The organism is Burkholderia sp. SRS-W-2-2016 (genome assembly GCF_001931485.1).
Classification (GTDB): Bacteria; Pseudomonadota; Gammaproteobacteria; order Burkholderiales; family Burkholderiaceae; genus Paraburkholderia.
The window spans coordinates 209,205-224,390 of sequence record NZ_MSDV01000019.1; the positions used below are offsets into that span (position 1 = coordinate 209,205).

A 15,186-nucleotide genomic window follows, 5' to 3' on the forward strand; every position below is an offset into this window, starting at 1 on the left:
TCTGGCGGGCGGATGACTAGCCAGGCTGGACAGACGCGGCCCGTTATGCGTGGGCGCAACCAGTGCCCAGCGGGCGGTGCAACCGTCGCGGGGGATCAAGGATGGATTGGGGCGAGGCGGGCGACCGGGTTACCCGTGTCGCCATCCCCGGCCCGAGGGAACGCGCTGACGGTTCAGCGCCTGCTTGCGGTGCGTCGCGCGACCGCCGCGGCGGCGGTCAGGCCTGCGGCCGCCGCGAGCGCAACCGAAGTCCACGGGTTGCGCCGCACGTAGCGGTCGGCGGCTCGCGCCTGGCGGCGCGCTTCGATGAGCGCGGTGGCGGCAAGCCGGGTCGCCTGCGCTTCGGCGTCGATCATCTTGCGGGCGAACTCAACAGCGCTCGCGTGAGTGGAAGCGCGGCTGCGCGCGCGAGCCCGCGAGGCCGCGGCGGCTAGCTCTGCGGATGAGGCGCCGGCAGCGCCGGCCGCCGCGGCCGTTGCCGCGTCAGCCGTCGACCCAGCCGCGCGCTGCGCACCCGCCCGGCCGGCCAGCGCCTCCGCGCGCGCGCCCGCAGCCGAACCGACCGTCGATGCCGCCAGCACCGACGCGAGCTTCGCGCGGCTGCCCGGCGGCGAACTGGTTTGCATCCCCCAGCCGCCGCGCGGATCGTGCAGGCGTCCGCGCGCCGCCGCGAATTCCGCGCCGAGCAGCAGCACCAGCGCCGAGAAGTACAGCCACATCAGCAGCACCGCGAGCGAGCCGGCCGCGCCGAACGAGCTGGCCATCCCGGCATGCGCGAGATACAGCGCGAACAGTTTCTTGCCGGCGGTAAACAGCACCGCCGCGACGATCCCGCCCACCAGCGCGTCGCGCCATTGCACGCGCGCATCGGGCAGGAATTTCAGCAGGCCGGCGAACGCGAACATCAGCACCAGCAGCCCGACGCCCAACTGCAGCAGATTGCCGATGATCACGTACGGCGAGTCGCCCCATAGCCAGTTGCCGATCGCGACGATCACCGTATCGAGCACCAGCGACACGATCAGCAAAAACGCCACGCCGAGCACCAGTCCGAACGAGATCAGCCGCACCCGCACCAGCGCGAGCACGCTGGAGGTGCGCGGTCCTTCGTACGGCCACACGATATTGAGCGCGCTATTGAGCGACGAGAACGTCGCCGATGCGCCGAGCGCCAGCAGCGCGAACGAGATCACCGCCGCGATGCCGCCCTTGGCGCCCGCGTGATGCGCGTTTTCGACGATGGTCTGCACGCCGGCCGCGGCCTGGTCGCCGATCAGGCCGTTGATATGGCCGTACAGTTCGCCGCGCGCGGCGGCCGGGCCGAAGAACCAGCCGGCCACCGCGATCACCATCACGAGTGTCGGCGCGAGCGAGAACGCCGCATAGAACGCGATGCTCGCGGCCAGCGCCGGACAGCGGTTGTCGGCAAATTGCCGGAATGCGCCGATCGCCCAGTTGGCCTGCTGGCGAGCCACCTGCTGCAGGTTCTCGCGGGAAAGGGAGTCGATGTCCATGAGCGTATCTCTACGATGTCGGTGCCGTTGCCTCGTGGGCGTTCGAGTTGGCGTTATTGCTTCCGTGGCTTTCGCAAAGCTTGTGCCCGTCACTATACAAGTTAACCAGCGTGCGCCGTCCGCTTGCACACAGGCCCGCGGCGGCGCGGGACGGCGCTGCCGGCGGGGCACGCGGGCCGCTAGAATGCAGCGGTTCCTCTCTCATTAATATCGCCATGCATTCGCACGAACTGATCCAGCAACTGGACGTCATCGCGCCCGAGCAGTGGGGCGCGCATTTGCCCGCGCACGTCGTCGAACAATTGCCCGCGCAGGGCGTCACGGTGTTCAGCGTCAGCGACGACGCGTCCGATACCGCCGCCTTCAGCGAGCGCTACGGCTTCGGTCTCGAAGACTGCGCGAACACCATCGTGATCCGCTACAAGAAGGACGGCGGCGAGCACTACGCGGCGCTGGTGTCGCTCGGCTCGCGGCGGCTCGACATCAACGGCGCGGTGAAGGCCGCGCTCGGCGCGCAGCGGCTGTCGTTCGCGAAGCGCGAGGCGGCGGTCGAGCATAGCGCGATGGAGTTCGGCGGCATCACCGCGTTCGGCTTGCCGGCCGACTGGCGCGTTCTGGTCGACGCCGCGGTGATGGAGCGGCAACAGGTCGTGATGGGCGCCGGCGTGCGCGCGGCCAAGCTGCTGCTGGCGCCCGAGCTGCTGCGGCAATGGCCGCGCTGCGAGGTCGCCGCGCTGACGCTGCCGCCGGAGTGACGCTGCCGCCGGAGTGACGCGCCGGCCCTGAAGTTTTCCGTCGCCCAGCCGTTAATCCCTGCAACGACACAAAACGTTTGCGGCCTCCGCTCGCGCGGAGCGCCGTCGAACCATTCTGAGAGGGATACGGAAGATGGAACGGTTTCGCCTGAAAGTGCGGCTGTGGCTCGCACTCGCGGTGATGTGCATGGGCATTCTGGCGATCGGCCTGTGGGGCGCGTACAAGTCGCGCGAAACGATGATTGCCGATCGCGAAGCGCAATTGCGCAGCGTGATCAGCGTCGCGACGAGCGTGATCGAGCGTTATCAGACGCAGGCCGCCGCCGGCAAGATGCCGCTCGCGGACGCGCAGCGCGCCGCGATGGAAGACCTGCGGGTGATGCGCTACAACGGCGCCGGCGGCTACGTGGTGATCGAGGATAGCCACTCGAAGGTGCTGATGCACGGCGTACGCGCGGAACTCGAAGGCCAGGACATGACCGGCGTGGTCGACCCGAGCGGGCGTCACGTGTTCGTCGAAGGCTCGGACCTCGCGCAACGCGACGGCGAGTCGGTCGTTCATCTGCAGTTTCCGAAGCCGGGCTCGACCGCGCTCGCGCCGAAGATCAACTACATGCGCTTTTTCAAGCCGTGGGGCTGGGTGCTCGTGACCGGCGTTTATGTCGACGACATCGACGCGCTGTTCTATCGGACCCTCGTCGAGTACATCATCGCGATGGCGGTGTTGTGCGCGCTGGTGTCGCTGGTGATCGGCGTGATTCTGCGCAGCATCCTGCGCCAGCTCGGCGGCGAGCCGGCCTACGCGGTGGAGATCGCGGCGCGCATTGCCGACGGCGACCTCGACGTGGTGGTCGACACCAAGGCCGGCGACAGCACCAGTCTGCTCGCCGCGATGCGCCGCATGCAGCAGCGTCTCGCGCACGCGATCGAGCAGATTCGCGGCGGCGCGACGCTGATCGCGTCGGTGTCGAACGAGATTGCCGCCGGCAACTCGGACCTGTCGCGCCGCACCGAGCAGCAGGCGGCCGCGCTCGGCGAGACCGCGTCGAGCATGGAGCAGATCACCGCGACCGTGCGCCAGAACGCCGATAACGCGCGCCAGGCGAGCCAGCTCGCGCACAACGCGTCGGAAACGGCGGCGCGCGGCGGCGACGTGGTCGGCCAGGTGATCGACACGATGCGCGGTATCTCGCAGTCGTCGCACCGGATCGGCGACATCATCGGCGTGATCGAGGGGATCGCGTTTCAGACCAATATTCTGGCGCTGAACGCGGCGGTCGAAGCGGCCCGCGCCGGCGAGGAAGGACGCGGTTTCGCGGTGGTCGCGGGCGAGGTGCGCACGCTCGCGCAGCGTAGCGCGGCGGCGGCCAAGGAGATCAAGGCGCTGATCGAGGAGTCGGCCGCGCAGATTTCGGGCGGCTCCGAATACGTGGGCCGCGCCGGCGAAACGATGCAGGAAGTCGTGCAGGCGGTGAGCCGCGTGAACGACATCATGGGCGAGATCAGCGCGGCGTCGGCCGAGCAGACGTCCGGTATCGAGCAGGTCAATATCGCGGTCGCGAGCATGGATCAGACGACCCAGCAGAACGCGGCGCTGGTGGAAGAGGCGAGCGCCGCGGCCGATGTGCTGAAAGCGCAGACCGGGCAACTGACGGCGGCGATTGCGGTATTTACGCTGCCGGAGCAGCGTGCGTAATCACACCAACGCGATCCCCGCGCGGCTCAGCAATTGCCGGCTGCGCTCCGACAGATTCTTCATCCGCAACTGCTTGCCGGCCTTGCGATAACGCTCGGCCAGCCCCTGCAACGCGGCGAGCGCCGAGTGATCGGCGAGCAGCAGATGACTGCAATCGACGGTCACGCTGGCCGGATCCGCGACCGGATCGAACAGCTCGTGAAAGCGCGTGGTCGACGCGAAAAACAGCGTGCCGCGCGGCACATACGTCTTGTGATCGTCGCGATGCTCGGCGTGCGCGTGAATTTCGCGCGCATGCTGCCACGCGAAGTTCAGCGCGGCGATCACGATCCCGCACATCACCGCGATCGCGAGATCGGAGAACACGGTGATGATCGTCACCGCGACGATCACCAGCGCGTCGTTGCGCGGCACCTTGCCGAGCACCCGCAGCGAGCCCCACGCGAAGGTCTGCTGCGCGACCACGAACATCACGCCGACCAGCGCCGCGAGCGGAATTCGCTCGATCAGCGGCGACAGGAACAGGATGTACAGCAGGATCATCACGCCGCTGACGATCCCCGACAGCCGCGTGCGGCCGCCCGAATTCAGATTGATCATGGTCTGGCCGATCATCGCGCAACCGCCCATCCCGCCGAACAGTCCCGATGCGATATTGGCCGCGCCGAGCGCGACGCATTCGCGATTCGGCTGACCGCGCGTTTCGGTGATCTCGTCGGTCAGATTGAAGGTCAGCAGCGTTTCGAGCAGACCGACGATCGCGATCAGCACCGCGTACGGCAGGATGATGTGCAGCGTGTCGCGCGTCAGCGGCACGGCCGGCAGGCTCAGCACCGGCAGATTGCCGGCGATGTGCGCCATGTCGCCGAGCGTGCGGGTCGGCAGATGCAGCAGCTGCGTGAACAGCCCGACGCCGACGATCGCGACCAGCGCCGGCGGCGCCGCGCGCGTGAGACGCGGCAGCAGATAGACGATTGCCATCGTCAGCGCGACCAGCGCGGCCATCGTCGCGAGCGCGCCGCCGTGCAGCCATTGCTCGCCGTGCGGCGTCAGTTCCTTGAAGTGCGCGAACTGCGCGCTCGCGATCACGATCGCCAGACCGTTGACGAAGCCGAGCATCACCGGATGCGGGACCATGCGGATCAGCTTGCCGAGCCGCAACACGCCGAACAGCACCATCAGCAGACCGCTCAGGATTGTCGTTGCGAGCAGATATTGCGCGCCGTGTTCGACCACGAGCGCCACGATCACGACCGCCATCGAGCCGGCCGCGCCGGAAATCATCCCGGGCCGGCCGCCGAACAGCGCGGTGATGGTGCAGATGAAGAAGGCGCCATACAGGCCCATCAGCGGATTCAGATGGGCGACCAGTGCGAACGCGATGCACTCGGGCACCAGCGCGAACGACGAGGTCAGGCCGGCGAGCACATTGCTGCGGATGCCGGCGAGCCGCGAGGGCGAACCGGCGAGGGGACTAGCGGTGTTCATGTTGTCGTGGGGCGCGCGAGCGCGCGATGCTGGCGGCTGGCGTGGGTCGGGCTGGTGGGCTGCTGCGATCGATTGGCCGGGATTGCATGGCATTCCCAGGCATCGCAGCGACCCCGGCTGGCGGCGCACGGGCTGCGCAAAGGGGGCGTCCGCGGGGCGCGGGCGGTTTGCGAAAGGCGTGGATTTTACAGCAGTACGATGAATATCGCTGGCGATGCAGGCGGGGCTGGCTGAGCGGGCGACGCGGGGTGGCGTGATGGTGAGAACGGGGACGGGGAGCGCGTATCGCGTGGGCCCGCTACCCCGTTACGCCATTACCCGTGGCGGCGGCGCGGGACCACGCGTTCGGCCTCGGCCCGGCGGCCGCTTACTTACGCCTGGCTCAAATAATCAGCCGCGACACCTTGGTGCCTTCGAGCGATACCCCGGCCATCAGCCCGCCGTTGGTCAGCACGAAGGCCTGCACCGGACCGGTCGCGGTCGACGAATCGACCGCGCCGTTCGCGCCGACCTTCAGCACCGCGACGGTCGCGTTGGCGCCGACGGCCCAGCCCTGGCTGCGCAGGAATTCGTCGAGCGCCTCCTGGGTCATGAACAGGAACACCAGCGCCTTCGACTGCGCGCCGATCTGCAATCCGAACGAACCGGCGACGGTGCTGTAGTAGCCGACCGTGCGGCCGCCGACGCGCAGGCCGCCTTCTCCATACTGACCGCCGACCCAGAAGCCGGCCGCGATCACCGACGGGAACACCAGCACGCCGCGCGCTTTCGCGACCAGTTCGCGCGAGCCGTCGACGTTTTCATAGAGACGCGCGAGCGTCGAGTCGATGCCCGCGTTGATCGTGTCGCGCTTGCCGGCGTTGGCGGCGGGCGAGGCGCTCGAGGACGGCGAAGTCGTCGTGCAACCGGTGAGGCTGAGGCCCGCGACGGCCAATGCAGCGCTGCCGGTCATGATGAACTGTCGTCTGCGCATGAGTGTTTTCCTTTTGCGTTTCCAACGCGTTTTGTACGTTCTTTTTGTACGTTATAGGAGTGTGCGGCGGTGTCGCCCGCTTGCGTTTGTGCGCATTTGCGTGCGGGAGGTTCCGCACGCCGGCCGCTTGTCGCAGGGGCAACAGCGCGCCGCGGCGCCCATCACGCATGGGCGCCGGGGTCGGCGCAGCAGGTTGCATGCCCGTCGGCGCGCCGTCTGGGCGGGCGGCGCGCGACTGCGGGCGTGGGTTGGCGAGCGGTTGGAGAACAGCCCGCGCGCGGCGCGGGCCTTCGGTTGCCAGGCCGCTTTCGTGCTGCTGGCGGCGCTTCCCGCGTTGGCGCTACACCGTCGGACGGATGTTCTGGTTGTGGTGAAACAGGTTGTGCGGGTCGTAGCGGTTCTTCACCTCGACCAGCCGGTCGTAGTTCGGGCCATACGCTTCCGCGATGCGCCCGCTTTCCTCCTCGGTCATGAAGTTCACGTACACGCTGCCGAGCGCGAACGGTCGGGTCGCGTCGCAGAATGCGCGTGCCCACGCGATGCAGCGCTCGTCGTCGCGCGCGTCATCCCAGCGGCCGTGCACGTTCATCCCATACAGCGTGTCACGGTTCGGATAAGCGGTCGCATCGGACGCCGCGCGCTGCGTCGCGCCGCCGATCAGCCCGAAAAAGATCTCGCATTGCGGCGACGGCAGTGTGTCGATCGCCCGGATCAGCGCGTCGATCAGACCGTCGTCGATCGCGCCGAGATTGTGCGACTTCCAGTAGTTGCGCGCGCCCGGGGTGAGCAGCGGATCGAACGCCTGTTGCCACATTTCGTACGGCATCGGGCCGAGATGCTCGCCGACCGGCGTGCCGAACGCGCGCACCGCTTCGACCGCCGCCGGGCCGTTTTCGACCGGGCCGTTAAAGCACATCGCGAACACCAGCACCGGCTTGCCGTGCACGTCGGGCGACAGGAACGGCAGCGGCGGCGCGAGTCGCGCGACCGCCCACACCGCCAGTTCTTCCGGCATCGCGGGCGCAGCCGCGCGGTATTTCAGTAGCGCGGCTTTCGCTTCGGCGAACGGCAGCACCACGAGGCCGCCGTAGACCAGCGGGCCGACCGGATGCAGCGCGAACTCGAATTGCGTGACCACGCCGAAATTGCCGCCGCCGCCGCGGATTGCCCAGAATAGGTCGTCGTTTTGCGTGGCGCTCGCGCGGCGCAATTCGCCGTCGGCGGTGACGACATCGGCGCCGACCAGGTTGTCGACCGTCATCCCGTAGCGGCGGCTCAGCCAGCCGAAACCGCCGCCGAGCGTGAGGCCCGCGACGCCGGTCGTCGAGTTGATGCCGAGCGGCGTCGCGAGTCCGAACGCCTGCGCTTCGTGATCGAAATCGTGCAGCGTCGCGCCCGGTTCGACGTACGCGCGTTGCGCTTGCGGATCGATGCGCACGGATTTCATCGCCGACATATCGAGCACCAGCCCGTCGTCGCACAACGCGCTGCCGCCGATGTTGTGGCCGCCGCCGCGAATCGCCAGCGGCAGTCCGTTGCTGCGCGCGAACTCGATGCCGCGGCGCACGTCGGCGACGCCCGCGCAACGCAGGATCATCGCCGGCGAACGATCGATCATCGCATTCCAGATATGACGTGCCGCGTCGAACTCCGCGCTGTCGGGTAGCAGAAGCTGGCCGCGCAGGCCCGCTTTGAATTCGTCGATCGCGCTGCTGGAAACTGTAACCATGGTGTACCTCGTCGAAGAGAAGAAGACGCTCGCGGGAAAGTAATCAGCAGACCAGACTAAATGGCGGGAGATGCGTGTAAGCGATTCGAGAGCTTGGACTGCGTCCAGTAAACGGGGCGGCGCGCCGAAGTCAAACGCTGGTATACCCGCAGCCGCGGGCGATCCCGCGCGAGTGCGCATCCGGCCGGCTTGCGGAGCCTGTGCGGTTGCCGTGCCGCTGCGCGTGGCCGCCGATGGTGGAAGCACTCCGGAAATAGCAGTGTTGGTTGTGCGCGGTGCTGGTGGTCGGGCCGCAACACTTTGCGCTGCGCGCGCGGCCGGCGCAGTGGCTGTTTTTTTGGGCGCGGCGCGGGCGGCGCGCGCGTTCGAGGCGCCCCGCGAGTGTGGGCCAACGCACATCACATGACGGGTTTTTTATCCGCATCGCCATTAATTGCCGGCGCGCGGCGATATGCGCGCGCGTTTCGACGTTTTTGTCTGCGCTGTCTGTGGGATTGCGATCATTGGCTTTTCCCGTTTTATTTTTTATGTGCGGAAAAGCACATGAATTAAACCGGCGTTCGATAAATCGACGATTTCATCCGGGGGAAAGCCTGGTTGAATAGAAGCGATTGATTCGATTGCTGCGGTGCGGATAGTTTTAATCGAATGTATGAAGATAGTTTTGCGTGGCTTTTTCAGCCGATGTTGCGATTAACGATGCCGGATTGCCCGCTGGCGGCGCTCGCGTGAGCGGCGCGGCGCTATTGCATTGCGTGGGCTAGCGCACGGTCGCGCAGTTGCGCTACGCATAACTTCAACGTCCATCAAGCCTTGCTGTGTCGCGCTATCGGTGAAGCGCGCGTACAGCCAGCCGATTCTCTCGAATTACGCCAAATCGGACCGGGGATTTTCCGCGAGAGAAGAGTGGAGTGCGACGGGGTTAATTCGCGCGAAGCGAAGTCGGCGGGCTTCGAGTTTTCGTTTTCCCTTTCAGTGGAGATCTGACTCGTTATTGGACCGGTCGTTAAGGACGAAATAATTAGGAGAAGGAAATGAAAAAGCAACGCGGGGATGCGTGGATATTGGGGACACGCAGAGCGGCTTTGGCCGTGGCAGTCAGTCTTTATGCGGCGATGGCGGGCGCGCAAACCACGACAGCGGGCGCCGACGGCGAGGCCGCCAATTCGAATGTGATGGTCGTTGCTCAGGCGCGCGGCGGTTGCCCGTCGGGCGGCGGCCCCGGCTGCACGTCGCAGGGAGGCGCCACGCCTGGGAGCAGCGCCACGGCGGTTGCGGCGGCGCTCGGCGGGAACTCGTCGGCGGGCGCCGGCGCGGGCGCGGGCAATGGGAATAGTTCGGCGAACTCAGGATCGGGCGGAGTGGGTTCGGGCGATAACGGCGGGAGCGGTGGCAGTGGCGCCGGTGGCGGTGACAGCGGCGGTGATAACGGGTCGGGAAAGGGCGGTAGCGGTGGTGATGGTGGCGGTAATAACGGTGGTGATGGCGGCGGTGATGGTGGTAGTGGTGGGGATGGTGGCGGCGATAACGGTGGCGGTGATGGCGGGCATGGTGGACATCATGGCCACGGTCATGGCGGTGACGGCGATGGCGGTCATGGTCATGGTCATGGCGGCGATGGTGACGGTGGTCATGGAGACGGCGGTCACGGCCATGGTCATGGTGGTGATGGTGACGGTGGTCATGGAGATGGTGGTCACGGCCATGGTCATGGTGGTGGTGACGGCGACGGTGGTCATGGCCACGGCGGTGACGGTGACGGTGGTCATGGAGACGGCGGTCACGGCCATGGTCATGGTGGTGACGGCGACGGCGGTCATGGCCACGGCGGTGATGGTGACGGTGGTCATGGAGATGGCGGTCATGGCCATAGCGGCGGTGACGGCGGCCATGGAGATGGCGGTCATGGCCATAGCGGCGGTGACGGCGGCCACGGTGATGGTGGTCATGGTCACAGCGGTGACGGTGACGGCGGCCATGGAGATGGCGGTCATGGTCACAGCGGCGATGGTGACGGCGGCCACGGAGATGGCGGTCATGGCCATAGCGGCGGCGATGGCGGCCACGGCGACGGCGGTCATGGTCACAGCGGCGATGGTGATGGCGGCCACGGCGACGGTGGTCATGGCCACAGCGGCGGCGATGGCGGTCACGGCGACGGCGGTCAAGGTCACGGCGGCGATGGTGATGGCGGCCACGGCGACGGTGGTCATGGCCACAGCGGCGACGGTGGTCATGGCCACAGCGGCGGCGATGGCGGCCACGGCGACGGTGGTCAAGGCCACAGCGGCGGCGATGGCGGCCACGGCGACGGCGGTCAAGGCCACAGCGGCGGTGACGGTGGTCACGGCGACGGCGGTCAAGGTCACAGCGGCGGCGATGGCGGCCACGGCGACGGCGGTCAAGGTCACAGCGGTGGTGACGGTGGTCACGGCAACAGCGGCAATGGCGACGGTGGCCACGGCAATGGCGGCCAAGGTGATGGTGGCCATGGCCACAGCGGTGGTCCGGGCAGCGGCGGGAACGGTGGAGACGGTGGTGGCCAAGGCAACAGCGGCCACGGTGGAAATGGTGGCGAGGGCAGCGGCGGCCACGGTGGCGGCCAAGGCAACGGTTCCGGCGGCGGAGGTCAAGGCGGTAACGGCGGCGGCCAAGGCAACGGCGGTTCCGGCGGCGGAGGCCAAGGCGGCAGCGGCGGCGGCCAAGGCAACGGTGGTGCCGGAGGCGGAGGCCAAGGCGGCCACGGCGGTGGCCAGGGCAATGGCGGTTCCGGCGGTGGAGGCCAAGGCGGTAGCGGCGGCGGCCAGGGCAACGGCGGCGCCGGCGGCGGAGGCCAAGGCGGCCACGGCGGCGGCCAGGGCAATGGCGGTTCCGGCGGCGGAGGCCAAGGCGGTAACGGCGGCGGCCAAGGCAACGGCGGTGCCGGTGCAGGCGGCGGAGGCCAAGGCGGCCACGGCGGTGGCCAGGGCAACGGCGGTCCCGGAGGCGGAGGCCAGGGCGGTAACGGTGGCGGCCAGGGCAACGGCGGTCCCGGCGGAGGCCAGGGCGGCAATGGCGGTCACGGTGGCCATGGCGGTCACGGTGGTCCGGGCAACGGCGGAGGCCAAGGCGGCAACGGTGGCGGCCAAGGCAACGGCGGCCCTGGCGGCCCGGGCGGAGGCCAAGGCAACGGCGGTCCCGGCAACGGTGGCAATGGCGGCCACGGTGGAGGCTTCGGCGGCGGCTTCGGTGGCTTCGGCAACGGCGGTCGCGGAGGCGGTTTCGGCGGCTTCGGCAACGGTGGCCACGGCGGTGGCGGCTACGGCGGCGGCCACGGCGGCAGCAACCACTAACCGGTGTACCGGAAGCCCCCTGCATCCCGGGGCTTCCGGCGAACGCGGAGACCGGCGCAAGCCGGCCTCCGCGCCACTCCACCCAGAGCAGCGCGGCAATCAGACTGCGGCAACGGCAGCACCAAAAGAACGACCGAACAAAGCATCGAAAGAAGTACCGAACGAGGTACCAAACGAAGTACCAAGCAAAGTACTAAAAGAACGACCAAAAGAAGTCCTAAAAGAATCACTCAATACAGCACCCAAAGCAGTCCGAACCAGTCATCCATGTGGACGGCCGCGCCCGTCCACTCATCCCGGCAGTTCGATCACCTTCTCCTGTACCACCAGAAAAACGCGCTCACCGGCAACCCGTCCGGTTTCCCGCGCGCCTCCGGTAAAACTCCCGAACGCGGGCAGCACCCCGCAACCACTGCCGAAACGGAAGCACGGCACTCGTACCGAATCGGTCCGCGTCGCGATCCGATAAACCGGATGCACATGCCCGGCGAGCACATACGCGTGATCGACCGCGCGCGGGTGATGACACAACGCCCACGGCCCGATAAGCCACGGCTCGCGCACATGCTCGACGTCCAGCGTGAACGGTAAGCGACCCGCATGCCGGTCGTGATTGCCCTCGACCAGTACCACCCGCAATAACGGATGCCGCGCGCGCCATGCGTGCAATGCATCGAGCGTGAGCGTCGACAACGATTCGCGCGCGTGCAGCAGATCGCCGAGAAACACCAGCAGCGCCGGTTCGAACTCGGCAATCAGTCGATCGATTCGCAGCAGGTTCTCCGCGGTCGAACCCGTCGGCACCGGAATGCCGCGGGCGCGAAATACCGCGTCCTTGCCGAAATGCGCATCGGCGATAAAGAGCGCGCGCAGCCGCGGATCGAAACTCGCGCGCAAGCTCGACAGCACGAGCGGATGCGAGGCGATTTCAATTGCGAGCGACCCCGGCGTCATCGCTGCGCCGCCTTTTCGAGTTCGGCGAGCATTCGTTCGACCCGGTCCGCGAGCTTCTCGGTACTCACTTTTTCCCGCAGGCGTCCAACGATCAACGGAAACGCAAACGGCGTCGGTTTCTTCGGCCGGGTCAGCACGACGCGACTCGCATTCATCCGTTCGAGTGCAATCCGGATGCGCCGCACGTCGAGTTCCTGTAGAAGTACTTCGGTATCGGCCTGGCCGAGCAGCAGATTGCCGCGATCGTGTTGCCGGAAGATCTCATAGAAAAGTCCGCTCGACGCCTGCAATTGCCGCGCGCTTTTCTGCTGTCCCGGGTGTGCCTGAAACACGAGTCCGGAGACCCGCGCTATTTCCCGAAAGCGCCGCAATGAAAGCTCGGAGGAATTCAGGCTCGCGAGAATGTCATGTTCGAGTCCCTCTGGAGAAAGCAGACCGCTCTGCAATTGCGCTTCCCAATCGAATGCCTGCGAGCACAGCAATTCGAAACCGTAGTCGTTCATCGAAATAGAAAACGTGCCCGGACTATCGCGCGCGACCCGCCACGCGAGCAGCGCGCCGAGACCGATATGCGCGGTCCGTCCCGCGAACGGATAACAGAAGAAATGGTGCCCCTCGCGCGACTTCAGCAATTCGATCACGAGCAGGCCCGGTTCGGGCAATGCCGACCATTTCCGCTGCAATTCGAGCAGCGGTTGAACCGCGCGCATTTCAGGTTCGTCGTAAATGCCGTGCGCGGCGCGCGCGAGCATCGTCAGCGTCGCATCCGCGAGCTCCGACGACAGCGGCATCCGGCTGCCCGCCCACTGCGGCATCGCTCCGCGCGCCGAACTCGCGCGACGCACCCATGCGGTCATGTCCTGTACGCGGATCAGTTCGAGCGCGCGGCCGCCGAACGTGAACACGTCGCCGGGTTTGAGCCGCGCGATGAACGACTCTTCGATCGCGCCGATCCGGCCGCCCGACAGATACGCGACATTCAGCGTGCCGTTCGCGACGATCGTGCCGATATTGTTGCGATGCCGCCGCGCGAGATCGTTGCGCGGCACCCGATAAAGGCCGTCCTGGTCGCGCGCGACGCGATGATAGTCGGGATACGCGCGCAACGTCGCGCCGCCACCCTCGACAAAGCCGAGCGCCCAATCGAACTCCGCCTGCGTCAGATGCCGATACGCATAGGTATGCAGAATTTCGTCGAATAGCTCGCGCGCATCGAAGCCGCCGCCGATCGCTACCGTCACCAGATGCTGGACCAGTACGTCGAACGGTTTCTCCGGCGTATCGCGGCTTTCGATCTGCCGCTGTTCGACCGCCTCGCGCGCGGCGGCCGCCTCGACCAGTTCGAGCGCATGCGTCGGCACGATCGTCACGCGCGACGGCAAGCCGGGCGCATGGCCGGAGCGGCCCGCGCGCTGCATCAAACGCGCGACGCCTTTCGGCGAACCGATCTGGAAGATCCGCTCGACCGGCAAAAAATCGACGCCGAGATCGAGACTCGAAGTACACACAACGACTTTCAAAGAACCGCTTTTCAGGCCGAGTTCGACCCATTCGCGCACCGCCTGATCGAGCGAGCCGTGATGCAGCGCGATCAGTCCGGCCCATTCGGGACGCGCGTCGAGCAGCGCCTGATACCACAGCTCGCATTGCGAGCGCGTATTAGTGAAGACGAGCGAGGTCCGCGCGTCGTCGAGCGCGCGCGCAACCGCATCGACCTGGCGCGTTCCCAGATGACCGCCCCACGGAAAGCGCTCGATCGTGTCCGGAATGATCGTGTCGATGATCAAAGTTTTCGGCAGCGCGCCGTGCACGCTGACGCGCGGCGTCGTCACCGGCGCGAGCAGAACCTCAGCCGCGAACGCCAGATTGCCGAGCGTCGCCGACAGCCCCCACACCTGCAAAGCGGGCCGCCAGTGCGTGAGCCGCGCGAGTGCGAGCTGGGTTTGCGTGCCGCGCTTGTTGCCGAGCAGTTCGTGCCATTCGTCGACGATCACGAGCCGCACATGCGCAAGCACGTCGCGCGCGTCGGCTCGCGTGAGGATCAACGTGAGGCTCTCGGGTGTCGTGACGAGCGCAGACGGCATGCGCCGGTTCTGTCGTTCGCGTTCGGACGACGAAGTATCGCCGGTGCGCAGCCCGACGCTCCACGGCACCGCGAGTTCGGCGGCCGAGCTTTGCAGGGCGCGCGCGGTGTCGGCGGCGAGCGCGCGCATCGGCGTGATCCATAGCACGGTCAGCGGCTCCGGATGCTTGCGCGCGGCCGGCACGTCGCGCGCGAACGCGGCGAGCGCGCCGAACCAGACCGCCCAGGTTTTGCCGGCGCCGGTGCTTGCATGCAGCAGGCCGCTCGCGCCGTCGCCGAGCGCGCGCCAGACTTCGCGTTGAAACGCGAACGGCTGCCAGCCGCGCGCGGCGAACCATGCGTCGAGTTTGTCCGCGAATGGACGCTGCGCGGCGGCGTCGTCAGGTCGATAAGCCGGAAACGGCAGCGGCTCGAAAGCGGCTTTGCGTGCATCGAGCCGCGCCTGTTGCGCGCGGCTGCGCGGAATTCGCCGGGGACGCGGCGCGCGGCGCGGTGCTTCGGCGTCGGCACCGGAACTCGCATTCTCGATGGGCGAAAGAGGGGCGTCGGGATCGGCCGGCTCGGTCATCGAAAGCGCTCCTGATTACGGATGCATTGCATTAATAGGCCGGCGAATCGCCCGCGGCCAATCCGCTACAATGGCCCGACTCACCCCACTGGAG

General features: G+C 67.3%; 9 protein-coding genes. 2 read left to right on the forward strand and 7 right to left on the reverse strand.

Annotation, left to right across the window (positions count from 1 at the left end; genetic code table 11):
* Positions 1 to 173: 173 nt before the first annotated feature.
* The gene (locus BTH42_RS07385; RefSeq protein WP_075297404.1) at positions 174 to 1,514 is read right to left on the reverse strand and encodes a YihY/virulence factor BrkB family protein; all 1,341 of its coding nucleotides are present in this window, start codon (positions 1,512 to 1,514) and stop codon (positions 174 to 176) included.
* A gap of 215 nt (positions 1,515 to 1,729) precedes the next feature.
* Between BTH42_RS07385 and BTH42_RS07390 the strand changes: the two genes are divergently transcribed.
* Entirely contained in the window at positions 1,730 to 2,269 is a 540-nt protein-coding gene (locus BTH42_RS07390; protein WP_075297406.1) for a YbaK/EbsC family protein, read from the forward strand.
* Between the two features lie 133 nt (positions 2,270 to 2,402).
* Positions 2,403 to 3,965, forward strand: a complete 1,563-nt coding sequence (locus BTH42_RS07395; RefSeq protein WP_075297408.1) for a methyl-accepting chemotaxis protein — start codon at positions 2,403 to 2,405, stop codon at positions 3,963 to 3,965.
* Here BTH42_RS07395 and BTH42_RS07400 read toward each other — a convergent pair whose 3' ends face one another.
* From BTH42_RS07400 to BTH42_RS07425, 6 genes are all read right to left on the reverse strand, one after another.
* Complete coding sequence (locus BTH42_RS07400) at positions 3,966 to 5,453, reverse strand: SulP family inorganic anion transporter (protein WP_075297410.1); 1,488 nt, start codon at positions 5,451 to 5,453, stop codon at positions 3,966 to 3,968.
* A 382-nt stretch (positions 5,454 to 5,835) separates the two neighbouring features.
* A complete protein-coding gene (locus BTH42_RS07405) occupies positions 5,836 to 6,426 on the reverse strand; it encodes a YSC84-related protein (protein ID WP_075297412.1) in 591 nt (196 codons plus the stop codon).
* 340 nt (positions 6,427 to 6,766) lie between these two features.
* On the reverse strand, positions 6,767 to 8,155 hold the full coding sequence (locus BTH42_RS07410; RefSeq protein WP_075297414.1) for an FAD-binding oxidoreductase: 1,389 nt from the start codon (positions 8,153 to 8,155) through the stop codon (positions 6,767 to 6,769).
* Between the two features lie 1,346 nt (positions 8,156 to 9,501).
* Positions 9,502 to 11,469 (reverse strand): hypothetical protein, encoded by a 1,968-nt coding sequence (locus BTH42_RS35355; RefSeq protein WP_178392130.1) that lies wholly within the window; start codon positions 11,467 to 11,469, stop codon positions 9,502 to 9,504.
* 309 nt (positions 11,470 to 11,778) lie between these two features.
* The gene (pdeM, locus tag BTH42_RS07420; RefSeq protein ID WP_075297416.1) at positions 11,779 to 12,441 is read right to left on the reverse strand and encodes a ligase-associated DNA damage response endonuclease PdeM; all 663 of its coding nucleotides are present in this window, start codon (positions 12,439 to 12,441) and stop codon (positions 11,779 to 11,781) included.
* Positions 12,438 to 15,092, reverse strand: a complete 2,655-nt coding sequence (locus tag BTH42_RS07425) for a ligase-associated DNA damage response DEXH box helicase (RefSeq protein ID WP_075297418.1) — start codon at positions 15,090 to 15,092, stop codon at positions 12,438 to 12,440. The genes pdeM and BTH42_RS07425 overlap by 4 nt, the downstream gene beginning before the upstream one ends.
* Between the last annotated feature and the right edge of the window lie 94 nt (positions 15,093 to 15,186).

Coding starts and splice junctions, on each gene's coding strand:
- BTH42_RS07385 (WP_075297404.1), bottom strand. CDS start 1,514: ATGGACATCGACTCCCTTTCCCGCGAGAACCTGCAGCAGGTGGCTCGC.
- BTH42_RS07390 (WP_075297406.1), top strand. CDS start 1,730: ATGCATTCGCACGAACTGATCCAGCAACTGGACGTCATCGCGCCCGAG.
- BTH42_RS07395 (WP_075297408.1), top strand. CDS start 2,403: ATGGAACGGTTTCGCCTGAAAGTGCGGCTGTGGCTCGCACTCGCGGTG.
- BTH42_RS07400 (WP_075297410.1), bottom strand. CDS start 5,453: ATGAACACCGCTAGTCCCCTCGCCGGTTCGCCCTCGCGGCTCGCCGGC.
- BTH42_RS07405 (WP_075297412.1), bottom strand. CDS start 6,426: ATGCGCAGACGACAGTTCATCATGACCGGCAGCGCTGCATTGGCCGTC.
- BTH42_RS07410 (WP_075297414.1), bottom strand. CDS start 8,155: ATGGTTACAGTTTCCAGCAGCGCGATCGACGAATTCAAAGCGGGCCTG.
- pdeM (WP_075297416.1), bottom strand. CDS start 12,441: ATGACGCCGGGGTCGCTCGCAATTGAAATCGCCTCGCATCCGCTCGTG.
- BTH42_RS07425 (WP_075297418.1), bottom strand. CDS start 15,092: ATGACCGAGCCGGCCGATCCCGACGCCCCTCTTTCGCCCATCGAGAAT.